This window comes from Agromyces albus, assembly GCF_004134825.1.
GTDB classification, from domain to species: Bacteria; Actinomycetota; Actinomycetes; order Actinomycetales; family Microbacteriaceae; genus Agromyces; species Agromyces albus.
Window position 1 is genome coordinate 63,644 of sequence record NZ_SDPN01000014.1, and the last position, 24,355, is coordinate 87,998.

General features: G+C 67.6%; 21 protein-coding genes. 11 read left to right on the top strand and 10 right to left on the bottom strand.

Features of this window, described 5'->3' with window-relative positions; genetic code table 11:
- Positions 1-74: 74 nt before the first annotated feature.
- The gene (locus tag ESP51_RS09560; RefSeq protein WP_241843090.1) at positions 75-797 is read left to right on the top strand and encodes an MIP/aquaporin family protein; all 723 of its coding nucleotides are present in this window, start codon (positions 75-77) and stop codon (positions 795-797) included.
- A 104-nt stretch (positions 798-901) separates the two neighbouring features.
- Positions 902-2,416, top strand: a complete 1,515-nt coding sequence (gene glpK / locus ESP51_RS09565) for a glycerol kinase GlpK (RefSeq protein WP_129520672.1) — start codon at positions 902-904, stop codon at positions 2,414-2,416.
- A 70-nt stretch (positions 2,417-2,486) separates the two neighbouring features.
- Here the strand turns inward: glpK and trpD are convergent, their stop codons facing one another.
- Positions 2,487-3,539, bottom strand: a complete 1,053-nt coding sequence (gene trpD / locus ESP51_RS09570; protein ID WP_129520673.1) for an anthranilate phosphoribosyltransferase — start codon at positions 3,537-3,539, stop codon at positions 2,487-2,489.
- A 136-nt stretch (positions 3,540-3,675) separates the two neighbouring features.
- Between trpD and ctaE the strand changes: the two genes are divergently transcribed.
- The 5 genes from ctaE to ESP51_RS09595 all read left to right on the top strand — a co-directional run bounded on the left by ctaE (position 3,676) and on the right by ESP51_RS09595 (position 8,763).
- Positions 3,676-4,311, top strand: a complete 636-nt coding sequence (gene ctaE, locus ESP51_RS09575) for an aa3-type cytochrome oxidase subunit III (RefSeq protein WP_129520674.1) — start codon at positions 3,676-3,678, stop codon at positions 4,309-4,311.
- A gap of 49 nt (positions 4,312-4,360) precedes the next feature.
- Entirely contained in the window at positions 4,361-5,152 is a 792-nt protein-coding gene (qcrC, locus tag ESP51_RS09580; RefSeq protein WP_129520675.1) for a cytochrome bc1 complex diheme cytochrome c subunit, read from the top strand.
- A gap of 41 nt (positions 5,153-5,193) precedes the next feature.
- Complete coding sequence (gene qcrA / locus ESP51_RS21030; protein WP_129520676.1) at positions 5,194-6,270, top strand: cytochrome bc1 complex Rieske iron-sulfur subunit; 1,077 nt, start codon at positions 5,194-5,196, stop codon at positions 6,268-6,270.
- Positions 6,267-7,877: a cytochrome bc1 complex cytochrome b subunit gene (qcrB, locus tag ESP51_RS09590; protein ID WP_129520677.1), complete on the top strand. Its 1,611-nt coding sequence runs from the start codon at positions 6,267-6,269 to the stop codon at positions 7,875-7,877. The genes qcrA and qcrB overlap by 4 nt, the downstream gene beginning before the upstream one ends.
- A 196-nt stretch (positions 7,878-8,073) precedes the next feature.
- The gene (locus tag ESP51_RS09595) at positions 8,074-8,763 is read left to right on the top strand and encodes a methyltransferase domain-containing protein (protein ID WP_164990475.1); all 690 of its coding nucleotides are present in this window, start codon (positions 8,074-8,076) and stop codon (positions 8,761-8,763) included.
- 75 nt (positions 8,764-8,838) lie between these two features.
- Here ESP51_RS09595 and ESP51_RS09600 read toward each other — a convergent pair whose 3' ends face one another.
- The 5 genes from ESP51_RS09600 to ESP51_RS09620 all read right to left on the bottom strand — a co-directional run bounded on the left by ESP51_RS09600 (position 8,839) and on the right by ESP51_RS09620 (position 13,964).
- The gene (locus ESP51_RS09600; protein ID WP_129520679.1) at positions 8,839-9,261 is read right to left on the bottom strand and encodes a cytochrome c oxidase subunit 4; all 423 of its coding nucleotides are present in this window, start codon (positions 9,259-9,261) and stop codon (positions 8,839-8,841) included.
- Positions 9,261-10,997, bottom strand: coding sequence for an aa3-type cytochrome oxidase subunit I (gene ctaD, locus ESP51_RS09605; RefSeq protein ID WP_129520680.1), 1,737 nt, complete (start codon positions 10,995-10,997; stop codon positions 9,261-9,263). Before ctaD ends, ESP51_RS09600 begins: the two co-directional genes overlap by 1 nt.
- Positions 10,994-11,896, bottom strand: a complete 903-nt coding sequence (gene ctaC / locus ESP51_RS09610; RefSeq protein WP_129520681.1) for an aa3-type cytochrome oxidase subunit II — start codon at positions 11,894-11,896, stop codon at positions 10,994-10,996. Before ctaC ends, ctaD begins: the two co-directional genes overlap by 4 nt.
- Before the next feature lie 199 nt (positions 11,897-12,095).
- Positions 12,096-12,446, bottom strand: a complete 351-nt coding sequence (erpA, locus tag ESP51_RS09615; RefSeq protein WP_129520682.1) for an iron-sulfur cluster insertion protein ErpA — start codon at positions 12,444-12,446, stop codon at positions 12,096-12,098.
- A gap of 81 nt (positions 12,447-12,527) precedes the next feature.
- Positions 12,528-13,964 carry a dipeptidase gene (locus ESP51_RS09620; RefSeq protein ID WP_129520683.1) on the bottom strand — a complete coding sequence of 479 codons (1,437 nt, stop codon included), beginning with the start codon at positions 13,962-13,964 and terminating at the stop codon, positions 12,528-12,530.
- Positions 13,965-14,001: 37 nt separating this feature from the next.
- On the opposite strand from ESP51_RS09620, the gene ESP51_RS09625 reads away from it, so the two are divergent.
- Positions 14,002-14,586: a DUF3043 domain-containing protein gene (locus tag ESP51_RS09625; RefSeq protein WP_129520684.1), complete on the top strand. Its 585-nt coding sequence runs from the start codon at positions 14,002-14,004 to the stop codon at positions 14,584-14,586.
- A 72-nt stretch (positions 14,587-14,658) separates the two neighbouring features.
- Here ESP51_RS09625 and ESP51_RS09630 read toward each other — a convergent pair whose 3' ends face one another.
- On the bottom strand, positions 14,659-15,807 hold the full coding sequence (locus ESP51_RS09630) for an alkaline phosphatase family protein (protein WP_129520685.1): 1,149 nt from the start codon (positions 15,805-15,807) through the stop codon (positions 14,659-14,661).
- A 72-nt stretch (positions 15,808-15,879) separates the two neighbouring features.
- On the opposite strand from ESP51_RS09630, the gene ESP51_RS09635 reads away from it, so the two are divergent.
- Positions 15,880-18,354, top strand: a complete 2,475-nt coding sequence (locus ESP51_RS09635; protein ID WP_129520686.1) for a DNA gyrase/topoisomerase IV subunit A — start codon at positions 15,880-15,882, stop codon at positions 18,352-18,354.
- 116 nt (positions 18,355-18,470) lie between these two features.
- On the top strand, positions 18,471-19,805 hold the full coding sequence (locus ESP51_RS09640) for an FAD-binding oxidoreductase (protein WP_129520687.1): 1,335 nt from the start codon (positions 18,471-18,473) through the stop codon (positions 19,803-19,805).
- Here the strand turns inward: ESP51_RS09640 and ESP51_RS09645 are convergent, their stop codons facing one another.
- Entirely contained in the window at positions 19,806-21,884 is a 2,079-nt protein-coding gene (locus tag ESP51_RS09645) for a DNA gyrase/topoisomerase IV subunit B (RefSeq protein WP_129520688.1), read from the bottom strand.
- Between the two features lie 152 nt (positions 21,885-22,036).
- Here ESP51_RS09645 and ESP51_RS09650 point away from each other — a divergent pair, with 152 nt between their 5' ends.
- On the top strand, positions 22,037-22,273 hold the full coding sequence (locus ESP51_RS09650) for a DUF7455 domain-containing protein (RefSeq protein WP_129520689.1): 237 nt from the start codon (positions 22,037-22,039) through the stop codon (positions 22,271-22,273).
- Positions 22,274-22,357: 84 nt separating this feature from the next.
- Here the strand turns inward: ESP51_RS09650 and ESP51_RS09655 are convergent, their stop codons facing one another.
- The gene (locus tag ESP51_RS09655) at positions 22,358-23,101 is read right to left on the bottom strand and encodes a type 1 glutamine amidotransferase (protein WP_129520690.1); all 744 of its coding nucleotides are present in this window, start codon (positions 23,099-23,101) and stop codon (positions 22,358-22,360) included.
- On the bottom strand, positions 23,098-24,351 hold the full coding sequence (locus tag ESP51_RS09660; protein WP_129520691.1) for a Mur ligase family protein: 1,254 nt from the start codon (positions 24,349-24,351) through the stop codon (positions 23,098-23,100). Before ESP51_RS09660 ends, ESP51_RS09655 begins: the two co-directional genes overlap by 4 nt.
- Between the last annotated feature and the right edge of the window lie 4 nt (positions 24,352-24,355).

Below are 24,355 nucleotides of genomic sequence, written 5' to 3' on the forward strand. Positions count from 1 at the left end.
CTCGGCGAAAAGGATGGAAGGTCAACGTGGACAGTCTCGGAGTGTTGTTCCTCAGCGAGCTCATCGGCACCGCGATGCTCGTGCTTCTCGGTTGCGGTGTGGTGGCGAACGTCGCGCTCGTCAAGAACAAGGGCTTCGGCGGCGGCTTCCTGATGGTGAACTTCGGATGGGGCCTCGCGGTCTTCGCCGGTGTCACCGTTGCCCTGGCATCGGGCGCCCACCTCAACCCCGCGGTCACGCTCGGACTCGTGGCCAATCGCACTGAAGAGTTCGGCAATCCCGATTTCGGCACCGTCCCGGTCGGGTTCCTCTCGGTGATCGCCTACATCGGGGCCCAGCTCATCGGTGCGATCATCGGTGCCGTCGTCTGCTGGCTCGCGTACAAGCAGCACTTCGACGAGGAACCCCAGCCGGCCGCGAAGCTCGGCGTGTTCTCGACCGGTCCGGCGATCCGCTCGTACGGGTGGAACCTCGCCACCGAGATCGTCGGCACGTTCGTGCTCGTGTTCGTCGTGATCGGCTTCGGGCGCCAGGGTGACGCCTCCGGCCTCGCCGCGCTCGGCGCGCTGCCGGTGGCGCTCCTCGTCGTCGGCATCGGCGCCTCCCTTGGTGGCCCCACCGGCTATGCCATCAACCCGGCACGCGACCTCGGTCCCCGCATCGCGCACGCGATCCTCCCCATTCAGGGCAAGGGCGGCAGCGACTGGTCCTACTCCTGGGTGCCCGTGGTCGGACCGATCATCGGCGGACTCATCGCCGGCTGGGCGGCGATTCCCCTGCTCCCCCTCATCGGCTGAGCACTCGGAGGGCCGAGGGTCGACGTCGGCCCGCCCTCGAACACTGAACACCTCTGTGGAATCAGGTGTCGGCTCCGGCCGGCGGAATAGATTGAGAGAACTGCATGGCCGACTACATCCTGGCGATCGACCAGGGCACGACGAGCACACGCGCGATCATCTTCGACAAGTCGGGATCGATCGTCGCCAGTGGGCAACTGGAGCACGAGCAGATCTTCCCGCGGGCGGGCTGGGTCGAGCACGACCCAGCCGAGATCTGGCGCAACACCCGTGAGGTGATCGGCCAGGCCCTCGGCAAGGCCGATCTCACGCGTCACGACATCGCCGCGGTGGGCATCACGAACCAGCGCGAGACCGCGGTGGTCTGGGACCGCACCACGGGCGACCCCGTCTACAACGCGATCGTGTGGCAGGACACCCGCACCCAGCCGATCGTCGACCGGCTCGCAGCCGACGGCGGCGTCGAGCGTTTCAAGCAGCAAGTGGGATTGCCGCTCGCCACCTACTTCTCGGGCACGAAGATCGTGTGGATCCTCGAGAACGTCGAAGGCGCACGTGCGAAGGCCGAGGCCGGCGACCTGATGTTCGGCACGACCGACACGTGGGTGCTGTGGAACCTCACCGGCGGGGTCGACGGGGGCGTGCACGCGACGGATGTCACGAACGCGAGCCGCACGATGTTCATGGACCTCGACACGCTCACGTGGGATGACGACATCCTCGCCGCCTTCGACGTGCCGAAGTCGATGCTGCCCGAGATCCGTTCGTCGTCCGAGGTCTACGGAACGGTGGAGTCCTCGAGCCTCCTCCGAGAGGTGCCCGTCGCGGGCATCCTCGGCGACCAGCAGGCCGCGACGTTCGGCCAGGCCGCGTTCGACACCGGCGAGGCGAAGAACACCTACGGCACGGGCAACTTCCTGATCTTCAACACGGGCGAGGAGATCGTCCACTCGAAGAACGGACTGCTCACGACCCTCGGCTACAAGCTCGGCGACGACGCGCCGCACTACGCCCTCGAGGGCTCGATCGCGGTGACCGGTTCGCTCATCCAGTGGCTGCGCGACAACATCGGGCTCATCTCGAGCGCGCCCGAGATCGAAGACCTCGCGAAGACCGTCGACGACAACGGCGGCGCCTACTTCGTGCCGGCATTCTCGGGGCTCTTCGCGCCGTACTGGCGGCCCGACGCCCGAGGCGCTCTCGTGGGTCTCACGCGATTCGTGAACAAGGGTCACATCGCCCGCGCCGCACTCGAGGCGACCGCGTTCCAGACCCGCGAGGTGCTCGACGCCGTGAACGCCGACGCGGGCGTCGACCTCACCGAACTCAAGGTCGACGGCGGCATGATCGCGAACAACACGCTCATGCAGTTCCAGGCCGACATCCTCGGCGTGCCGGTCATCCGCCCCGTCGTCGCCGAGACGACGGCGCTCGGTGCGGCGTATGCGGCCGGACTCGCCGTGGGCTTCTGGGCCGACCTCGACGAGCTGCGCGCCAACTGGCAGGAGGATTCCCGCTGGGAGCCGAAGATGGACCCCGCCGAGCGCGACCGGCAGTTGCGGCTCTGGCGCAAGGCGGTCACGAAGACGTTCGACTGGATCGACGAAGACGTCAACTGAGCCGACTCGAACCAAACTGAAGGGCCCCGCGGATGCCGCGGGGCCCTTCAGCTGCGTGGCGTACCGGCGATCACCGCTTCGTCGCCGCGATCCACTCCTCGAGCTTCCTTGCGGCAGCGCCGCTGTCGATCGCCTCTTCGGCGACCGCGAGCTTGTCGCGGAAGCGGTCGAGGATGCTCCGGTGGAACTGGCTCGGATCCTTGGCGAGCTCGAACGAGACGAGACCCGCGGCGGCATTGAGCACCACGATGTCGCGCACCGGACCGCGCTCGCCGCCGAAGACCCGATGCACGACGCGCGCGTTGTGCTCGGCGTCGCCGCCCTCGAGCTGGTCGATGGTCGCTCGCTGGATCCCGAGCTCGCGTGGATCGATGTCGTGCTCCTTGACCGTGCCGCGTGAGACCTCCCACATGTGGCTGTGCCCGGTCGTCGTGAGCTCGTCGAGCCCATCGTCGCCACGGAAGACGAGCGCCGTCGCGCCACGGGTCTGGAACACGCCCACGATGAGCGGCACCCGGTCGAGGTGGGCGACGCCCACGGCCGACGCCTCTGGTCGTGCCGGATTGCAGAGGGGGCCGAGGAAGTTGAAGACCGTCGGCACGCCGAGCTCCGCGCGCACCGCGCCCGCGTGCCGGAATCCGGGGTGGAATGCGGCGGCGTACGCGAACGTGATACCGGCTTCGCCGAGCACCGCGGCGACTCGCTCGGCCGGCAGCGCCAGGTCGAGTCCGAGCGCGGCGAGCACGTCGGAGGAACCCGACGACGAGCTCGCCGCCCGATTGCCGTGCTTGATGACCGGGACACCGGATGCCGCGGCCACGACGGAGGCCATCGTCGAGACGTTGACCGTGCCGAACCGGTCTCCCCCGGTGCCGACGATGTCGAGCGCCATCGGGTCGACGGGCAGCGGGATGGCGTGCTCGAGCACGGCGTCGCGGAATCCGACGATCTCGTCGACCGTTTCGCCCTTCACGCGCAGCGCGATGAGGAATCCGGCCAGTTGCGCCGGCGTGACGGTGCCCGTCATCACCTGCTCCATGCACCACGCGGCATCCGAGACGCTGAGGTCTTCACCCTCGAGCAGGGAGTGGATCACATCGGGCCAGGTTTGATGCGCGGGCATGAGATCGATCCTATCGGCCCGATTCACGGCGGATTCCCGGCCCCTACGCAGCTCGTTTAGGGTTGCCTTACTTCGCGGGCGGCGACACAGGTCCCCCGGATGACGAAAACTCACGCAAGGTTTCGGCCATAATGGGATGGTGACGAGCACCTCAATCACTACTCAGGCGACGAGCGCGCCCGTGATCAACCGACCGAACACCGTTGCGGTGGGCACGATCGTCTGGCTCGGCAGCGAGGTCATGTTCTTCGCAGGCCTCTTCGCGATCTACTTCACGCTGCGATCGCAGTCGCCCGACATGTGGGAGTTCGAGGCGGCCCGCCTGAACTTCCCGTTCTCGCTGACGAACACGATCATCCTCGTGCTCTCGTCGGTCACATGCCAGTTCGGCGTGTTCGCAGCGGAGCGACTGCAGCCGTACGCCACGGGCTGGAAGCCCACGCAATGGGGCATGGTCGAGTGGTTCTTCCTCACCTACGCCATGGGCGCGGTCTTCGTCGCCGGCCAGGTCTGGGAGTACGCCACGCTCGTCTCAGAGGGCATCGCCCTCGACTCGAACTCCTACGGCTCCGCGTTCTACATCACCACCGGGTTCCACGGCCTGCACGTCACAGGCGGCCTCATCGCGTTCCTGCTCGTGATCGGCCGGGTCTTCTCGGTCAAGCACTTCGGACACCGCGAGGCGACGAGTGCGATCGTCGTCTCCTACTACTGGCACTTCGTCGACGTCGTCTGGATCGGTCTCTTCTTCATCATCTACGTCCTCAAGTAAGCCCCAGCAGGAGCGCCAGCAGAGCATGCCCGTGAACAGGAAGAATCACATGACCCGAACGAAGCGACGCACCGGACGCCGGCATCCGCTCGCCGCGGCCGCGCTCCTCGCGCTCGGACTCGTCTTCACCGGTGGCGCATATGCTGCGCTCAGCACCGGAACGGCGCAAGCTGAGGTCGACCCGAACTCGCAGCAGACCATCGAAGAGGGCAAGAAGCTCTTCCAGGCCAATTGCGCGACGTGCCACGGCCTCGACGCGCAGGGCACCGGCAACGGCCCCACCCTCATCGGCGTCGGTGCGGCCTCGGTCGACTTCCAGGTGGGCACCGGGCGCATGCCGATGCAGATGCAGGGTCCCCAGGCGCAACAGAAGCCCGCGCAGTTCACCGATGATCAGGTCAAGCAGCTCGCCTACTTCATCGCCTCCCTCGGCCCGGGTCCCGAAATCCCCTCCGACCATCTCGCGAGCGGCGGCGGCGATGCAGCGAACGGCGCCGAGCTCTTCCGCATCAACTGCGCGATGTGCCACAACGTCGCAGGCGCCGGAGGCGCTCTCACCGAGGGCAAGTTCGCTCCCCCGCTCACGAACGTCTCGGGCGTGCACATCTACGAGGCCATGGTCACCGGCCCGCAGAACATGCCCGTGTTCAACGACCTGAACATCTCGCCCGAAGACAAGCGCGACGTCATCACCTACCTGAAGTACGTGCAGGACAACCGCTCACCCGGCGGCTTCGAACTCGGCTCGCTCGGGCCGGTAGCAGAGGGACTGTTCATCTGGATCTTCGGCCTCGGCACGATCGTCGCCATCACCGTGTGGATCACGGCGAAGTCCAACTAGCGCCCGCCCGGCATCGAAGAAGAAGTTGAAGAAGGAGAACCATGGCCCAGGACGACCACAGCGGCGCTGAGCTCGCCGCTGCCGACTCGTCGCACGCCGCCCCGGAGTTCGCAGGGTCGACCGGCACTGCGGTCGTACCCTACGACGCGTTCGAGAACCCCGGCTTCGAGCCCCACCGGCCTCGCGTGACCGACCAAGACCCCCGCCGCGAGAAGCGGGCGCAGCGCACGGTCTACACGCTGTTCTACCTCTCGGTCCTCGGCAGTGTCTGGGCGGTCGCCGCCTACATGCTCTTCCCGATGGAGTCCAACAACGTCGATGCCGTTCGCCTGAACAACATGTTCATCGGCTTCGGTGCCACGCTCGCGCTCCTCGGCATCGGGTTCGGAGCCGTGCACTGGGGCAAGTCGCTCATGACCTCGGCCGAGTCCATCGACACGCGCCACCCCATCAGCACCAGCGAGGCCACGCAGCGGGGTGCCGTCGAGGTGTTCCGCCAGGCCGATGAGGAATCCGGCTTCAGTCGGCGCACGGTCATCCGCAACAGCCTCATCGGCGCGCTCCTGGCCTTCCCGCTGCCGGCCGTCGTGCTCTTCCGCGGATTCGCCCCGCAAGACGAGCTCCCGGTCGAACTCCTCAGCCACACGATGTGGAAGAAGGGCACGCGCCTCGCGCTCGACCCGTCGGGCGTCGCGATCAAGGCCTCCGATGTGACCATCGGAAGCGCCTTCCACGTGATTCCCGAGGGCCTCACCGATCTCGAGCACGGCAAGCTCGAGGAGAAGGCCAAGGCGGCCGTGCTGCTCATGCGGCTCGAGCCCGACGAGCTCAACCAGACTCCCGAGCGCGAATCGTGGTCGTACGAGGGCATCGTGGCGTACTCGAAGATCTGCACGCACGTCGGATGCCCCGTCGCCCTTTACGAACAGCACACGCACCACCTCCTCTGCCCCTGCCACCAGTCGCAGTTCGATGTCGCGAACCACTGCAAGGTCATCTTCGGTCCGGCCAAGCGTCCTTTGCCGCAGCTGCCGATCGCCGTCGACGACGAGGGCTACCTCATCGCGCAGAGCGACTTCACCGAACCCGTCGGCCCGAGCTTCTGGGAGCGAAATTGAGCACCGCATCGACCCGATCACCCGCGCCCGTCAAGCGCTCGTTCACGGCGGAGGCGTCAGAGTACGTCAACGATCGCACGGGTCTCGCAATCGCGATCAAGGGGCTCGGACGTAAGGCGTTCCCCGACCACTGGTCGTTCCTCCTCGGCGAGGTCGCCCTCTTCAGCTTCATCGTCATCCTCGTCTCGGGCACCTTCCTGACGTTCTTCTTCCAGGCCTCGATGGCCGAAGTCCACTACGACGGCTCGTACGTGCCGCTCAAGGGCGTCGAGATGTCGGTGGCGATGGCATCGACGCTCGACATCTCCTTCGACATCCGCGGCGGGCTCTTCGTTCGCCAGATGCACCACTGGGCAGCGCTGCTCTTCGTCGCCGCCATCGGCCTGCACATGCTCCGCGTGTTCTTCACCGGCGCCTTCCGCAAGCCTCGTGAGATCAACTGGGTATTCGGCTTCACCCTTTTCGTCCTCGCCCTGGGCGAGGGATTCACGGGCTACTCGCTTCCCGACGATCTCCTCTCCGGCAACGGCCTTCGCATCATCGACGGCTTGGTCAAGGGCATTCCCCTGATCGGCACGTGGACCTCGTTCCTGCTCTTCGGCGGCGAGTTCCCGGGCACGGTGATCGTCGGCCGCCTGTACGCGCTGCACATCCTCCTTCTCCCCGCGCTCCTGGTCGCGCTCATCGGAATCCACGTGGTGTATGTGTTCATTCACAAGCACACCCAGTTCGCCGGACCCGGGCGCGAACCGACGAACTCGGTCGGCCCGCCCATCCTGCCGATCTACGCGGCGAAGGCCGGCGGCTTCATGTTCATCATCTGGGGTGTGATCTCGCTCATCGCAGCGCTCTTCACGATCAACCCGATCTGGAACTACGGGCCATACGACCCCTCCCCCGTCTCGGCCGGCACACAGCCCGACTGGTACATCGGCTTCGCCGACGGCGCGTTGCGTCTCATCCCGCCGGGATGGGAGTTCGTGCTGTTCGACCGAACCTGGTCGTTCAACATCCTCGTACCGCTCGTCGTGATCGGCATCTTCCTGCTCCTGGTGGTCGCCTATCCGTTCATCGAGGCCTGGGTGAAGGGCGACACGCGCGAGCACCACATCGCCGACCGTCCGCGCAACGCACCCACCCGCACCGCGATCGGTGCCGCGGGCGTCACGTTCTACGCCGCCCTCTGGGCCGCCGCGAGCTCCGACATCCTCGCGACGCACTTCTCGCTCACGATGGAGGGCGTGATCTACGCGCTCCAGGCCATCACGGTCCTCGGCCCGTTCATCGCCTACTTCATCACGAAGCGCGTCTGCATCGCGCTCCAGAAGAAGGATCGCGAGGTCGTGCTGCACGGCTACGAGTCGGGTCGCATCGTCAAGCTGCCGGGCGGCGAGTTCATCGAGGTGCACCAGCCGCTCGACGAGTACGACCGGTGGCGGCTCGTGAGCTACGAGAGCTACCAGCCGTTGATGCTGCGGCCCAACGCCCGTGGCAAGATCACAATCGGCCAGCGCGTTCGTGCTTCGCTGTCGCGCTGGTTCTTCGAGGACCGCATCGCTCCGGTCACGCAGGGTGAACTCGAGGCATCGCACTCCGCGCACCACTGATCTTCCACCGTTAGGGCACCGGACCATGCCGATCGATTCGACATGGCTCCGGTGCCCGAACTGTCTCCTCGAGCTGGAACCGCACGGCGAACGGGTGATCGGCTGCGCCCACGGCCATCGCTTCGATCTCTCGCGGCACGACATCGCCACCCTCCTCCCGCCGCGCGCCCCGCGAACTATCGGCGACGATCGGGAGATGCTGGAGTCGCGCCAGCGCCTGCTCGAATCCGGAGCCTACAAGCCGGTGGCCGATGCCATCGTGCATGCCGCTGAGCATGTGGCAGACGGATCGGTACCGCGAGGCGCGGATTCACGCGAACACCCGCTGCGGATCGTCGACCTCGGCTGCGGCACGGGCCAGTACGCTCAGCGGCTCGCCGCTCGATTCCCTGATGCCGCACTGCTCGTCGCAGATCGCTCCCCCGACGCCGTCCGCATGAGCCTGCGGGCCATTCCCGCGGCATCCGGTGTCGTGCTCGACCTCTGGCGGCCGTTGCCGATTCGCGACGCGATCGCCGACCTCGCGATCAACGTCTTCGCGCCGAGGAACCCGGTGGAGTTCGCCCGGATCGTGCGGCCCGGTGGTCGCCTCATCGTCGTGGTGCCCACCCCCGAGCACCTCGTTGAGCTGCGGCGCCTCGGCCTCGTGCTCGACGTCCCAGCGGGCAAGTCCGAGCGCGTACGCACACAGCTCGAACCGGCGGGCTTCCGGCTCGCCGACGATTCGACCGTCGAGTACGGCATCTCAGCGGATGCCGAGACACGAGCACTCCTCGTCGGCATGGGCCCCTCCGCTCACCATCGTGCCGAGGCGCCGCAGCTCCCTGCCGGCGACGAGCTCGCAGTCACGGTGTCGGTCGAGGTGCTGAGCTTCGACCGCGTCTGAGTCCGCACCACGACGACGCCGCAACACGACGAAGCCCCGATGCTGCTCGCATCGGGGCTTCGTGGAGAGATCGCGTCAGCGGGCGAAGTTGCCGCGGTAGTACTCGTACACCCAGCCGACCAGGCTGATGACGCCCAGCGCGACCGCGCCGAATGAGATCCAGAACCCGATCGCGAGCCCGAGGAACAGCAGCGCGGCGGCCGCGGCGAGCATGATCGGCCACCAGCTCCACGGGCTGAAGAACCCGAGCTCTGCGTCGCCGTCGTCGATGTTCGCGTCGAGGCGGTCTTCGGGAAGCTCCGCGCCCTGCGCCTTGTGTACCCTGCCGAGGTAGAACGCGATGAACGCCGCCAGGATCGTCGTGAGCGTGAGCGCGACCGTACCTACCGGTTCCATGCCGGGATCGAGCTCGTCGAGCCACGACCAGTAGCCGTAGATACCAGCCGACAGGCCGAAGAACGCTGCAAGGATCCAGAACAGGTTGACATTCGCGCGCATTACTTGACTTCCTTCGTCGACGCGTCGTAGACGGGTGCCTCAGGGGCATCCTTCGCCGGTCCGATGCCGACCGGGATGCCGGCTTCGGGGTGGTTGAGGTCGAACGCCGGTGCCTCCGAGCGAATGCGCGGGATGGACGTGAAGTTGTGCCGCGGCGGCGGGCAACTCGTCGCCCACTCGAGGGAGCGCCCGTATCCCCACGGGTCGTTCACGGTGACCTTCGGCGCTCGTCGCGCCGTGATGTAGACGTTCAGGAGGAACGGGACCATCGACACCGCGAGGATGCCCGCGCCGATCGTCGACAACTGGTTCATCCAGGTGATGTTGTCTTCCGGCAGGTACGAGTAGTACCGACGGGGCATGCCGACGACGCCGAGCCAGTGCTGGATCAGGAACGTCGTGTGGAAGCCGATGAACAGCAACCAGAAGTGCCACTTGCCGAGCGTCTCGTTCAGCATCTTGCCGGTCCACTTCGGCCACCAGAAGTAGAACCCGGCGAACATCGCGAACACGACGGTGCCGAAGACGACGTAGTGGAAGTGGGCGACGACGAAGTACGAGTCGGAGACGTGGAAGTCGAGCGGCGGTGAGGCGAGGATGACGCCCGTGAGTCCGCCGAACACGAAGGTGATGAGGAAGCCGAGCGACCAGATGAGCGGCGTCTCGAACGTGATGGAGCCTCGCCACATGGTGCCGATCCAGTTGAAGATCTTCACACCCGTGGGCACTGCGATGAGCATCGTCATGAGCGCGAAGAACGGCAACAGCACCGAACCGGTGACGTACATGTGGTGCGCCCACACGGTGACCGACAGCGCCGCGATCGCGATCGTCGCGTAGATCAGCGTCTTGTAGCCGAAGATCGGCTTCCGGCTGAACACGGGGAAGACCTCGGAGACGATGCCGAAGAAGGGCAGCGCGATGATGTAGACCTCTGGGTGCCCGAAGAACCAGAACAGGTGCTGCCACAGGAGCACGCCGCCGTTGGCCGGATCGTAGATGTGGGCGCCGAAGATGCGGTCGGCGCCGGCTGCGAGGAGCGCCGCTGCGAGCACGGGGAACGCCATCAGCACGAGGATCGACGTGACGAGCGTGTTCCACGTGAAGATCGGCATGCGGAACATCGTCATGCCGGGAGCACGCATGGTGATGATCGTGGTGATGAAGTTCACCGCGCCGAGGATCGTGCCGAAGCCCGAGAGACCGAGGCCCAGCATCCAGAGGTTGCCGCCGATTCCCGGCGAGAACGTGGTCGACGCGAGCGGCTGATAGGCGAACCAGCCGAACGACGCGGCGCCCTGCGGGGTGAAGAAGCCGGCGACGGCCATCAGTGAGCCGAAGTTGAAGAGCCAGTAGGCGAATGCGTTCAGTCGCGGGAAGGCGACGTCGGGCGCACCGATCTGCAGCGGCATCAAGACGTTCGCGAAGCCCGCGAACAGGGGCGTCGCGAACATGAGCAGCATGATCGTGCCGTGCATGGTGAACAGCTGGTTGTACTGCTCACGCGTCTGGAGGATCTCCAGGCCGGGCTCGAAGAGCTGGGCACGGATGATCAGGGCCATCACTCCGCCGATGCAGAAGTAGATGAACGAGGTGATCAGGTAGAGGTACCCGATGACCTTGTGGTCGGTGGAGGTGATCCAGCTGACCAGGATGTTGCCCTTGCGCTCGACCTTGGAGGCGCCGAACGGCAGGCTGCTCGACGACGGCCGAGCCGGTGCAGTCGTGGTGCTCATTCGCCTTCGTGCTCCTCTTTCAGTTCTGGCGCGCCCGTGCCGGGTTTGTTCTGGTTGCGGTCGTATTCGTTCGACAGCTGGCCTTCTTGACCGAGCGCGCGCAGCGAATCGATGTAGTCCTCGTACTCGGCTTCGGAGACGACCTCGACGTTGAAGAGCATCAGCGAGTGATACTCGCCGCACAGCTCGGCGCACTTGCCGGCGTAGGTGCCCTCACGCTCCGGAACGATCGTCATGTAGTTGGTCTTGCCCGGGTACATGTCCTTCTTGTAGAGGAAGTCAACGACCCAGAAGGAGTGGATGACATCGCGCGACTCGAGCTCGATCTCGACGTTCTTGCCCACCGGCAGGTAGAGGGTGGGGAGCTCCGACTGCACGAGCGAGCCCTTGGGGCCCTCGTCGGAGAGCTGGCCCTGGATGCCGGGCGAGTACACGTCTTCTTTGACGTAGTTGAAGTCCCATGCCCACTGCTTGGCGATGACCTCGATCTGCACGTCGACCTCGTCGGCGGCGAACCGCTGCTCGATGGCCTCCTGATCGCGCGCCGTGAAGGCGAAGAAGCCGAGCACCAGGATGAGCGGCACGATCGTGTAGAACACCTCGATCGGCATGTTGTAGCGCAACTGCACGGGCAGCCCGGTCTGGCCCTTGCGACGACGGTACGCGATGACGGCCCAGATCGTGAGGCCCCACGTGAGGAGGCCGACGACGAGCAGCACGATCCACGACGTGACCCAGAGCCCGGAGACGCGCTCGGTGTTGTTGGTGACCGGCGCCTCGCCCTCGACGAAACCGGGCAGGAACCCGTTCAGTTGGGCCTGTGTGCACCCTGCGAGTACGAGGCTGAGCGACGCTGCGATCGGGATTGCAGCCCATCGGAGACGGCGATTGTGGCGCACCGGTGACCTTTCGGGGGACTCGAAGGCGCTTCACAGCGAAGCGCATTGATCGATGTCTAGCCTACTCCGAGTCGACCGCCCGGGTGTGCAACAGCGGGCGGTGTCGGGTGGCAGCGTCCGGTATTCCTCGCTTCACCGGGCTGAACGACGAAGGGAGGCCGCTCGGCGCGGCCTCCCTGGAGTCGTTCAGTGCTGGTGCTCAGTGGAACGAGTCACCGCACGCGCAACTGCCCTGCGCGTTGGGATTGTCGATCGTGAAGCCCTGCTTCTGGATCGTGTCTTCGAAGTCGATCGAAGCACCGTCGAGGTACGGCACGCTCATCTTGTCGACGACGACCTCGACACCCGAGAAGTCGACGACGGCGTCGCCGTCGAGGAGTCGCTCGTCGAAGTACAGCTGGTAGATCAGCCCGGAGCATCCGCCGGGCTGCACTGCGACACGCAACCGCAGGTCGTCGCGACCCTCCTGTTCAAGGAGGTTGCGCACCTTGTCGGCGGCGGGGTCGCTCAGCTTCACGCCGTGCGCGGTCTCGATGATCGTGTCGCTCATGTCTCTCCTCGGTGCGTCAGGGAACGCGGAAAACCTGTCTCCATGGTAACCGGCGAATCGGCGCGCTGGCCCAGTTCGCTCTCAGGAAGTGGAATCCCGCGCGTCGAGCCGTGCAAGGAACAGCGCCTCGCTGAGCAGTGCACGCTTGAACACGCCCAGGTGGAGCGACTCGTTGGGGCTGTGCGGCCGTGAGTCGGGGTCTTCGACGCCGGTGACGAGGATCTGCGCCGACGGGAACTCCTCGACGAGTTCGGCGATGAACGGGATCGAGCCGCCCACGCCGATCTCGACGGGGGCCTTGCCCCAGGCATCCGTCATCGCCGCATTCGACTCGGCGACCGCCCAGCCGGAGGTGTCGACGAGGAACGGCTGGCCGAGCTCGATGCCGTCGATGGCGAGGTGCGCGCCGAACGGCGCGTGCTGCTCGAGGTGCTCGCGCAGGATCTCGAGCGCCTCGGTGTCGCTCTGCCCGGGTGCGATCCGTGCGCTCACGCGCACGGCGACGCTCGGAAGGAGGGTGTTCGAGGCGTTCGCGACGCTCGGTGCGTCGATGCCGGTGACCGTGATCGCCGGCTGCGCCCAGATGCGCGAGAGGATCGTGCCCCGGCCGATCGGGGTGACGCCGTCGAGGAGGCCGGCCTCGGCACGAAGCTGCGCCTCGTCGTATTCGGGAGTCTCGAGGTCGGCCGACCTGAGTCCCTCGACCGCGACCGAGCCGTCGGCGTCGTGGAGGGTCGAGAGCAGCCGGATCGCGGCGAGCATGGCGTCGGGGACCGCACCGCCGAACATGCCCGAGTGCGAGGCGTGCGCGAGCGTCGAGATCGTCAGGCGGAACGCGACGGCGCCGCGAAGCGCCACCGTGAGCGCCGGGGTCTCGAGGTCCCAGTTGTTCGAATCCGCCACAACGATCGCGTCGGCTTCGAGCACCTCCCGGTTCTCACGCAGGAAGTTCGCGAAGGAGAGTGAACCCGACTCCTCCTCGCCCTCGATGAAGAGCGCGATGCCGAGATCGAAGTCGGCGCCGAGCACCTCGGTGAGGGCCCGGATGGCGCCGATGTGAGCCATGATGCCCGCCTTGTCGTCTGCCGCTCCCCTGCCGTAGAGGCGGTCGCCGCGCAGCGTTGGCTCGAAGGGCGGCGACTCCCAGTCCTCGTCGCGCCCGGGGGGCTGCACGTCGTGGTGCGCGTAGAGCAGCACGGTGGGCCGACCGTTCCGGGCGGCGCGGCGCGCCACGACCGCAGGCTGACCGGGTGCGGCATCCGCCCCCTCGCCGATCGCGGCGTGGCGAACCTCGACGAGATCGAACACGCCGAGACCGCGCACGAGCTCCGCGACGGCGTCAGCGCTTGCCGCGACATGCGCCCGGTCGAACGCCGCCCACGACACCGACGGGATCTTGACGAGCCGGGTGAGGTCGGCGATCGTCGCCGGGAATGCGGCGGTGACGGCGTCGCGAAGCGCCTCGGTCACGGTCGCGGGATAGGTGGAGGCGAAGTCGGTGGGAAGAGCGTCGGTCATGCCGGTAATCTTAAAGGCAACCGATCCGAGGATTCCCGTGGCAAAGCAACCGAACAGCACCGAAGAGCCGAGCGCAGAGTCGCTCGAAGAGACCCAGGCCCGCCTGAAGGCCGGCAAGGGTGCTCCCACGCCGAGCCGCAAGGAGCAGGAGGCCGCGAGGAAGCGGCCACTCGTGCCGAACGATCGCAAGGAAGCCGCGCGACAGGCTCGCGCGAAGACCGCCGAGGCACGAGAGCGTGCCCGTCTCGGCATGGCGGCCGGCGACGAGCGCTACCTCCCGATGCGCGACCGGGGGCCGCAGAAGAAGTACGTGCGCGACTACGTCGACGCGCGGTTCAGCATCGGCGAGGTCCTCATCCCGGTGATGTTCGCCGTCATCCTGCTCACGTTCGTGCCGAGTGTCGAGGCGCAGTCCATCGGCATCATCGCGCTGTGGGCGTTCTTCCTCGTCGCGGTCATCGACGTCGTCATCCTCGGCTTCCTCGTGCGGCGCAAGCTCGCCGAGAAGTTCGGGGCCGACAAGGTCGAGCGCGTGCGCTGGTACGCCGCGATGCGCGCCCTCCAGTTGCGGCCGCTGCGACTGCCGAAGCCGCAAGTGAAGCGCGGTCACTACCCCTCCTGAGCCGGATGCCACGGCGCTCAGTCGAGTGCCGTGCGAGCGCTCCGTGGCGACTCCGGGGGGCGACGTGTCGACTCAGGGCCGAGAATATGCGCCGCCGCGCACGAGTGGCACGCGAGTCTCCTCGTCGCTGAGCGATCCGTGCTGCCCGATCATGGCCTCGGCCTGCCGGTTCGGCTCGCGACGGTCGTAGTAGGCGATGCCCGACCTCGCCGCCAGGAGGATGTCGCCGATGCGGTCGCGCACGGCGTCATCGACCGGCCCGTAGAGGCCGGCGGCGATCGCCTCGTCGCGGCCGAGCACCCACGACCGGTGCCCCTCGGCCGCGCGCCACCCGTCGAGGAGTGCGGCACGGCCGCCGTGGCCCAGCTCGGGCTCGAAGTAGAGCGAGACGCAGCGCGGCTCGCCGCCGATGTGCCGCACTCCTTCGAGGAGCTCCGGCCGGTCGTCGATGAACACGTGGCGCTCGGCGGGCACGTCGATGACCCCGTGGTCGGCGGTCACGAGCAGGCCCGCGCCACGCGGCATCCGCGGCTCGAATGAGGCGAGTTCGGCGTCGAGCAGCTCGAGGATCGAGAGCCAGCGTTCCGACGTCCAGCCGAAGGCGTGCGCGGCCTGGTCGAGTTCGGGCACGTAGAGATAGATGAGGCCTTCGGCGCCGGCGTCGAGCAACCGGCCGGCTTCGGCGAAGCGGTCGGCGACGGATGCCGCGGGCCGGTACTCGGCGCCGCGGAGCGCGGCGCGCGTGAACCCGGAGTCGGCGTAGCGTGCCGAGCCGATGGCGAAGGTCGCCACGCCCTCGTCGCGCGCGGTCTCGAAGAGCGTCGGCGTTCGCTGCCAGGTCTCGGGCACCACGCCGGCGTCCCAGCCGCTCAGCTGGTTGATGATCCGGTCGTTCGCCGCATCGAGCACCCGGTAGCCGACGAGCCCGTGCTCGCCCGGCATCCGACCCGTCGCGAATGTGGCGATCGCCGCGGCCGTGGTCGACGGGAACACCGTGCGGATGACGTCGCGCTTCGCCATGCGGGACGAGAGGAATCGCGCGTGCCCTGCCCTGGCCCGGATGTTCGCGGCCCCGAGGCCGTCGACGAGCACGACCACGGCGCTCGAGACGCGAGGCAGCTCGAAGGCGTTGGGCGCGCCGCGCAGACTCGCGAGCGAACTGCCGAGCACCCCGGCAAGGCGTGGAGCGCTGTCGGCCGGCACCGGTAGCATTGCAGGCATCGCGCCCAGTCTGGCACAGGCCGGGCGCGCCCTGTTCCTGCGTGCCTGCCACGCCCCCGACCGAGACGACGGATGACCCGAGCCAAGAATCAGCCCGCAGACGAGACCATCGTCGAACGCATCGAAGACGTCGACGTCGCCACCGAGATGCAGGGCTCGTTCCTCGAGTACGCGTACTCGGTGATCTACTCGCGCGCCCTTCCCGACGCGAGAGACGGGCTCAAGCCGGTGCAGCGGCGCATCCTCTACCAGATGGTCGAGATGGGCTTGCGACCCGATCGCGGGCACGTGAAGTCCGCTCGCGTCGTCGGCGAGGTCATGGGCAAGCTGCATCCGCACGGCGACACCGCCATCTACGACGCGCTCGTGCGCATGGCTCAGTCGTTCACGCTCCGGGTGCCGCTCATAGACGGGCACGGCAACTTCGGATCGCTCGACGATGGGCCTGCGGCGCCGCGATACACCGAGGCGCGCCTCGCCTCCCCCGCCCTCGCGATGACCGAGGGGCTCGACGAAGACGTCGTCGACTTCGTGCCGAACTACGACAACCAGCTCACGCAGCCCGACGTGCTGCCAGCGGCCTACCCCAACCTGCTCGTCAACGGGGCGAGCGGCATCGCCGTCGGCATGGCCACGAACATGGCACCCCACAACCTCATCGAGGTCGTCGGGGCCGCGCGACACCTGATCGCCAACCCCGACGCGACGCTCGACGACCTGATGGAGTACGTGCCCGGCCCCGATCTCCCCACGGGCGGCACCATCGTGGGGCTCTCGGGCATCAAAGACGCCTACGCCACCGGCCGCGGCAGCTTCAAGACGCGCGCCAAGGTGAGCGTCGAGAGCATCACGGCGCGCAAGACGGGCCTCGTCGTCACCGAGCTGCCGTACCTCGTCGGCCCTGAGAAGGTCATCGAGAAGATCAAAGACGGCGTCAACGCCAAGAAGATCAGCGGCATCTCCGATGTCACCGACCTCACCGACCGCACGAACGGCCTCCGGCTCGTCATCGGCATCAAGACCGGATTCAGTCCAGAGGCCGTGCTCGAGCAGCTCTACCGCCTCACACCCCTAGAAGACTCGTTCAACATCAACAACGTGGCACTCGTCGACGGCGGTCCGCAGACCCTCGGCCTGCGGGAGCTGCTGCAGGTCTACGTCGCCCATCGCATCCAGGTGGTCACGCGGCGGTCGGAATACCGACTGGCGCGGCGGCGCGAGCGGCTCCACCTCGTCGACGGCCTGCTCGTCGCGATCCTCGACATCGACGAGGTCATCCAGGTCATCCGCTCGAGCGACGACACCGCGGCGGCGCGGGCACGCCTCATGGAGGTCTTCGACCTCAGCCTCGTGCAGACCGACTACATCCTCGAACTGCAGTTGCGGCGCCTCACGAAGTTCTCACGAATCGAACTCGAGGCCGAGCGCGACCGGTTGCGCGCCGAGATCGAGGAACTCGTGGCGCTGCTCTCGAGCCGCCACCGCATCGAGGCGCTCGTCTCCGATGAGCTCGCCGAGATCGCCGATCGGTTCGGCACGCCGCGTCGGACGCTGCTCACCGACGCGCCCCCGAGCATCGCCGGAGCCGCCGCCAAGCGTGCTGCCGCAGTGCTCGAAGTGGCGGATGTCGCGTGCCGGGTATTCCTGAGCGCCACGGGCCGCATCGCTCGCGTCGACCTTCCCGAGGGCGACAACGGTACCGCCACGATCGCACCGCCGGCCCGGCGCAGCAAGCACGACGCCATCAGCTCGACGCTCGACACCACGAGCCGCGCCGAGATCGGGGCGGTGACGAGCCTCGGTCGCCTCATCCGCTTCACGCCCGTCGACCTGCCGATGCTGCCGCCGACGTCGGTGCAACTCGGCGCGGGCGTCAAGGTGGCCGACTACCTGAACCTGCCCAATCGCGATGAGCGGGTGCTCGCGCTCGTCTCACTCGACTCCGACCGCTCGATCGTGCTCGGCACGAAGCAGGGCGTCGTCAAACGCGTCGCGACCGGTGCGTACCCGAGCAAGCCCGAATTCGAGGTGATCGGGCTCAAGGTCGGCGACGAGGTCATCGGCGCGGTGCAGGGCGGCGAAGACGACGAACTCGTCTTCGTGGCCTCCGACGCGCAGCTCCTGAGATTCCCCGCATCGACGGTACGGCCGCAGGGATGCCCCGCCGGCGGCATGGCCGGCATCAATCTCGGTGCCGGCGCGCACGTCGTCCATTTCACGAGCCTGCCGGCGGATGCCGCGGCCGAGGCCGTGGTCGTCACCATCGCCGGTCACAGCGACACGCTTCCCGGCACAGATCCCGGCAGCGCGAAGGTCAGCGAATTCGGCGAGTTCCCGCCCAAGGGACGCGCAACCGGTGGCGTGCGCGCACAGCGCTTCCTGAAGGGCGAAGACGTTCTGCACGTCGCCTGGGTGGGGCGCTCCCCCGCGCTTGCCGTGGGCGCCGACGGCTCCTCCCGGCAATTGCCCGACGGCGGCGCGAAACGGGACGCCTCCGGCCAGCCGCTCGAGTCCGTCGTCGCCGCGATCGGCTGCCGCATCGGCTGACGGTCGTCCGGCACCCTTGACGCCGGCTCCATCGGGGTGCATATTCGCCCACGTGGCCGGATCGTCTTGCGATGCTTCTCACGACTCGCGACCGGCTCTCGAGGACGGAGTCACCGATGACGCGATCTGGACTGCACGAGACGATCCACGGGCGAGTGCTGGAACCGGGCGACGCCGGCTACGACGCCGCACGCTCCGTATGGAACGGGATGATCGATCGGCGGCCTCGGTACATCGTGCAATGCGCTGATACCGCCGACGTCGTCGCGTGCGTCCGGTTCGCCACGGACAACGATCTCGACGTGGGGATCCGCTGCGGCGGTCACGGCATCGTCGGCCACGCCGTCGCCGATGACGGACTCATGATCGACCTTCGTCCGATGGGCGGCGTGACCGTTGACCCGGTCAGCCGCCGGGCGCGGGTGCAGGGCGGCGCTCTGCTCGGGGCGCTCGACCGGGCGGCACAGCAGCATGGTCTTGCGACGACGGCCGGGAACGTGTCGCATACCGGCGTCGGGGGCCTCACCCTCGGCGGCGGCATGGGCTGGCTCGCGCGACAGCATGGCCTCGCGTGCGACAACGTGATCTCGTTCGAGGTCGTCACCGCGACCGGCGAGACGCTGCTGGTGAGCGCCGAGGAGCACCCTGAGCTGTACTGGGCATTGCGCGGTGGTGGCGGCAACTTCGGGGTCGTGACCGAGTTCGAGTTCGCGCTCCATCCCGAACCCGGAACTGCGATCGCCGCGGCGTTCCGCTTCCCATATGCCACGTCGCCGCGGGCGATGCGGCGCTGGCGCGACCTGAGTGCCTCAGCACCTCGACAGGCGACGTTCGAGGCGATCATCGGGGCAGAGGGAGTGTCGCTCGGCCTCGTCTGGGTCGGCGACGCCGATGACGGCGCCGCCGAGATCTCGACGCTCGCCGGTGAGCTCACCGAGGTCGCCGAACCCGACGTGCGATCCGTCGAGGCCTTGTCGTACCTCGAGCTCCAGACCCGCGAAGACGACATCGAGGGCCACGCCTGGCGGCGGTACTGGAAGGGTCACTACTTCACCGAGCTCGGCGACGACCTCATCGATGCGCTGCTCGCGCGTGACGGAGACGACCTCCCCGACGTCAGCCTGCAGGCCTACGGAGGTGCGATCGCCGACGTCGCCGACGCGGAGACCGCGTTCTCGGGGCGCGACACGGCATTCGAGTTCGTGGCGGCCTCGCGCTGGACCGATCCCGCCGACGACGAGCGACGCATCTCCGCCGCGCGCCGATATGCGGGCACCCTGGGCAGGTTCGCGAGCGGCGCCTACGTGAACGTCCTCGGCAACGACGGCGACGCAGGCATCCGAAGGGCATTCTCAGAGGAGAACCTCCGACGGCTGACTGCGGTCAAAGATGCCTATGATCCCGGGAATCTCTTCCACCTGAACCAGAACATCCGGCCGTCAGGCGGCTGATCAGGCGTCGATGCGGTCACGCTCGAGTGCGTCGGAGCTGTCGATGATGAACTCCTTGCGCGGCGCCACCTCGTTGCCCATGAGCAGCTCGAACACCCGGCCGGCGTTCTCGGCGTCGCCGATGCCGACGCGTCGAAGCGTGCGGTGCCCGCGATCCATCGTGGTCGTCGCCAGCTGGTCGGCATCCATCTCGCCGAGGCCCTTGTATCGCTGAATCGGGTCCTGGTATCGCTTGCCCTGCTTCTTGAGCGTCGCGAGCACTCCGACCAGCTCGGCTTCGGAGTAGGTGTAGATCGTCTCGTTCGGCTTCGAACCCGGATTCATGATGACCACGCGGTGCAGGGGCGGCACAGCCGCGAACACGCGCCCCTGCTCGATCATCGGACGCATGTAGCGGAAGAACAGCGTGAGCAGCAGCGTGCGGATGTGGGCGCCGTCGACGTCGGCGTCGCTCATGATGATGACCTTGCCGTAGCGAGCGGTCGCGATGTCGAAGCTGCGCCCGGAGCCTGCGCCGATCACCTGGATGATCGAGGCGCATTCGGCATTGCCGAGCATGTCGGACACGCTCGCCTTCTGCACGTTGAGGATCTTGCCGCGGATGGGCAGCAGCGCCTGGTGCTCGCTGTCGCGCGCGAGCTTGGCCGTGCCGAGCGCCGAGTCGCCCTCGACGATGAACAACTCGCTGTGCGCGACGTCGTTCGAGCGGCAGTCCACGAGCTTCGCCGGCAGCGACGAGCTCTCGAGCGCGTTCTTACGGCGCTGTGTCTCCTTGTGGGCGCGAGCGGAGATGCGCGACTTCATCTCGGCCACGACCTTGTCGAGCAGCAACGCCGATTGCGCCTTGTCGTCGCGTTTGGTCGAGGAGAACCTCGCGCCGAGCTCCTTCGTCAGGACATTCGCGACGATGGCGCGAGCGGCGGGAGTGCCGAGCACCTCTTTCGTCTGGCCCTCGAACTGCGGCTCGGGCAGCCGCACGGTGATCACCGCGGTGAGGCCGGCCATCACGTCGTCTTTCTCGAGCTTGTCGTTGCCGGCCTTGAGGCGGCGCGCGTTCAGCTCGACCTGCTGCCGCAGGAACTTCAGCATGCCCTGGTCGAATCCGGCCTGGTGCGTGCCGCCCTTCGGCGTCGCGATGATGTTCACGAACGACCGCACCACGGTCTCGTACCCCGTGCCCCAGCGCAATGCGATGTCGACCTGGCATTCGCGCTGCAGCTCGGTCGGCACCATCGCCCCGCCGGGGGTGAGCACGGGCACGGTCTCGGTGAAGTGGCCGGTGCCCGTCAAGCGCCAGACGTCGGTGAGCGGCGCATCCGTCGAGAGGTGCTCGACGAACTCGGAGATACCGCCGTCGAACTGGAACGACGACGTGTGCGTCTGCTCGCCGCGCTCGTCGACGACATCGATCGCGAGGCCCGGCACGAGGTACGCCGTCTGGCGGGCGCGCCCGAGCAGTTCCTCGGTCTGGAACTCGGCGCCCTTCGTGAAGATCTGCCGATCGGCCCAATACCGGATGCGGGTGCCGGTCACGCCCTTGGCGACCTTTCCGACCACCCGGAGCTCGCTGCGCTGCTCGAACGGCGTGAAGGGTGCATCGGGTGTGGGCTCCCCCGAGTCGGTGAAGATGCCCGGCTCGCCCCGGTGGAACGACATCGCCCACGTCTTGCCGTCGCGATCGACCTCGACGTCAAGGCGCTCGGAGAGGGCGTTGACGACGGATGCCCCGACCCCGTGCAATCCGCCGGAAGCCGCATACGAGCCCGAGCCGAACTTGCCGCCCGCGTGCAGCTTCGTGAAGACCACTTCGACGCCGCTGAGCCCGGTCTTCGGCTCGGCGTCGACCGGAATGCCGCGTGCACGGTCGCGAACCTCGACGCTGCCGTCGGGATGCAGCGTCACGCCGATCTCGTTGCCGTGCCCGCCGAGCGCCTCGTCGACGGAGTTGTCGATGATCTCCCAGAGGCAGTGCATGAGGCCGCGCGAGTCGGTCGAACCGATGTACATGCCGGGGCGTTTGCGCACCGCCTCGAGTCCCTCGAGCACGGAGAGATGGCGGGCGGAATAGTCGGAGCTCACGTCGGTCAAGCCTAGTGAGCGGAGGCGACACGTTCGGTCAGGCGCTACGCGCAGAGCGAAATGCCCGGCTCAAGGGAAGGCAGATGCCGCCCGGCGTGTTTTCATTGATGAACGCAAGAACGAGAACGAGTGTGAGCGACGGAGGAGGAGCCATGACTCAGTACACCGAGAGCACCGGTGCAGTCGATGAACTCGAGACCCCTTACGAGCTCACCGCCCTGGACCGATGCGATGCCTGCGGCGCGCAGGCCTACATCCGAGTCGTGGTCGCGAGCGGCGAATTGCTGTTCTGCGCACACCACGGCCGCAAGCACCAGGAGAAGCTCGCGCAGATCGCGCACAGCTGGCACGACGAGTCGAGCCGACTGCTCGCCGACGAGCGCAGCTGATCCCCACGAGCTCGAACACGAACGCCCCGGTCTCCACCGGGGCGTTCGTCATGTCGGCGCACACTCGCCGAGGCAGGCGCAACCTCAGGGATTCATTGCGGATGCCGCAGCGCGGGCCCTGCTCAATTGCGCCTCGCGCGCAGCCTCGGCGTAACCGTCGACGACCGACGCCTGCGCACCGGGCCGGTACTCGACGCCCGCGCGTGCAGCGGCGCTGCCCAGCAAGTCGTCGGCAAGCGCGGGATTCTTCGCGAGCACCGGGCCGTGCAGGTGCGTGCCGACGACGTTGCCCATGACGACGCCCTCCTGGGCGGAGTCCCGGCCGTTGCCGCTGCCGACGCGCACGCGTCCGAGTGGCGAGCCTTCGGCTCCGACGTAGTCGCGTGAGTGGTTCTCGAAGCCCACGAGGATCCCGAACCGGGGCGAGGCGACGACGAGGTCGCCGGTGATGCGGGATCGCCGGGGCACCGCGCGACCCGGCACGATGCCGAGCCCTTCGATGCCCGTGCCGTCGGGACGTTCGATGCCCCAGCTGAGCAGTTCCCACCCCGTGCCGACCGCGAGCATGGGCACGCCTTCGGTCGCCCAGCGACGCAGCTCATCGTGCATCGTCAGGAGGACCGCGCGGCTGGAATCGAGCGACGCGTCGCTCCCGGAGCCGAGCACGACCGCGTCGACCCGATCGGGAAGGTCGGCGTGCGACTCGACGGCGACGAGTTGCACAGCGAGTGCCGCCCACTTCGCGCGAGCGGCGAGCACCGCGGCGTTCTCCGCGTCGCCGTTCGTGTTCTGGAGGCCCGGGAGCAGCGAGACGATCGTGAGGGTCATTCCGCTCCCCTGAGTCCGAGGTGGGCGCGGGTACGGCGCATCGCATCGGCCGTGAAGACGATCGTCTTCACGCCCGAGCCGGGTGCCGGCGCCGCGAGGAAGTCGTCGAGTGCTCGAGCCAGGTCGGGTTCGACGCGGTCGATGACCACTCCGTCGTAGGCGAGCATGAGTGCGGCCTCGGCGGCCTTCGATCCGCTGACGATCGAGACCCGGCCGAGCGAAGCGGCATCCGTCGGCCAGAAGTACGACGGATCGCGAACGTCGGATCCCATCGCGAAGAGCAGCTGCTCGGTGCCTGGTGTGATGCTGTCGATGTTCAGCTGGTAGCTCGCGGGGTTCTGCACGAGCACGAACTCGACCTCGTGACCGCGCACCGTCACTCGCTCGCCGCGGCCGAACACCGCGGGGATCTCGCTGAGGGCTCGCGCCGCCGTGTCGGCGGAGAAGCGATCGCCGAGCACCGCTCGAGCCGTGGCATAGGCGGCGGCCGCATCGACGGCGTAGTGCACGCCGCGTGCCGGCAGCTCGATCGAGACGGTCGAGCGGCCGTCGCTGATCGTGGCGCCCCGACCGGTGACGGATTCGACGCGGACGCCGTCGCCCTCGAACCGCTCGGGAGTCGTCTCGGTGTAGCCGAGTCCGCGCGTGGTCGAATCGAGCACGTCTTGCGAAACCCCGAACCGTCGTACGTCGACGCCGGGCCGCACCCTGCCCGCGAGTCGCTCGAGGTAGGCGTCGTCGGCGTTCACGACGACCGTCTCTCCAGCACGGGCGGCGATACGACCGAGCATCCCGGCCACCATCTCGGAGTCGTGGAAGCGGTCGATCTGGTCGACCATGACGTTCATGAGCGTGACGACACGCGCGTCGACGCCCTGCATCACCAGGGCGCCATGACCCTCGTCCATCTCGAGCACGGCGACATCGCCGGGCACGCGACCCCGCCAATCGGCCCGTTCGAGCAGCGCGGAGGTGAGCCCCTGGCTGATGTTCGCCGTCGACGGGTTCGTGAACACGTCGACGCTGTGGGCGCGGAGGATCGCCACGAGCATCTTGGTCGTCGTCGACTTGCCGCTCGACCCGGACACGACCACGAGACCCTGCGGGAATCCCGACAGGGTGCGCTTGAGATAGCCGGGAGCGATGCGGTTGACGATGAGGCCCGGAACGGCCGAACCGCCGCCCGGCTTGCGCAGCCTGGCGGCGAATCGGACGCACCTGCCGACGAGGATCGCCGGCGCGTAGCGCACCAGC

What these genes read in the sequence shown, in the direction of transcription:
- ESP51_RS09560 (WP_241843090.1), top strand. Translation starts at nt 75, where the DNA reads ATGCTCGTGCTTCTCGGTTGCGGTGTGGTGGCGAACGTCGCGCTCGTC.
- glpK (WP_129520672.1), top strand. Translation starts at nt 902, where the DNA reads ATGGCCGACTACATCCTGGCGATCGACCAGGGCACGACGAGCACACGC.
- trpD (WP_129520673.1), bottom strand. Translation starts at nt 3,539, where the DNA reads ATGCCCGCGCATCAAACCTGGCCCGATGTGATCCACTCCCTGCTCGAG.
- ctaE (WP_129520674.1), top strand. Translation starts at nt 3,676, where the DNA reads ATGGTGACGAGCACCTCAATCACTACTCAGGCGACGAGCGCGCCCGTG.
- qcrC (WP_129520675.1), top strand. Translation starts at nt 4,361, where the DNA reads ATGACCCGAACGAAGCGACGCACCGGACGCCGGCATCCGCTCGCCGCG.
- qcrA (WP_129520676.1), top strand. Translation starts at nt 5,194, where the DNA reads ATGGCCCAGGACGACCACAGCGGCGCTGAGCTCGCCGCTGCCGACTCG.
- ESP51_RS09595 (WP_164990475.1), top strand. Translation starts at nt 8,074, where the DNA reads ATGCTGGAGTCGCGCCAGCGCCTGCTCGAATCCGGAGCCTACAAGCCG.
- ESP51_RS09600 (WP_129520679.1), bottom strand. Translation starts at nt 9,261, where the DNA reads ATGCGCGCGAATGTCAACCTGTTCTGGATCCTTGCAGCGTTCTTCGGC.
- ctaD (WP_129520680.1), bottom strand. Translation starts at nt 10,997, where the DNA reads ATGAGCACCACGACTGCACCGGCTCGGCCGTCGTCGAGCAGCCTGCCG.
- erpA (WP_129520682.1), bottom strand. Translation starts at nt 12,446, where the DNA reads ATGAGCGACACGATCATCGAGACCGCGCACGGCGTGAAGCTGAGCGAC.
- ESP51_RS09620 (WP_129520683.1), bottom strand. Translation starts at nt 13,964, where the DNA reads ATGACCGACGCTCTTCCCACCGACTTCGCCTCCACCTATCCCGCGACC.
- ESP51_RS09630 (WP_129520685.1), bottom strand. Translation starts at nt 15,807, where the DNA reads ATGCCTGCAATGCTACCGGTGCCGGCCGACAGCGCTCCACGCCTTGCC.
- ESP51_RS09635 (WP_129520686.1), top strand. Translation starts at nt 15,880, where the DNA reads ATGACCCGAGCCAAGAATCAGCCCGCAGACGAGACCATCGTCGAACGC.
- ESP51_RS09640 (WP_129520687.1), top strand. Translation starts at nt 18,471, where the DNA reads ATGACGCGATCTGGACTGCACGAGACGATCCACGGGCGAGTGCTGGAA.
- ESP51_RS09650 (WP_129520689.1), top strand. Translation starts at nt 22,037, where the DNA reads ATGACTCAGTACACCGAGAGCACCGGTGCAGTCGATGAACTCGAGACC.
- ESP51_RS09655 (WP_129520690.1), bottom strand. Translation starts at nt 23,101, where the DNA reads ATGACCCTCACGATCGTCTCGCTGCTCCCGGGCCTCCAGAACACGAAC.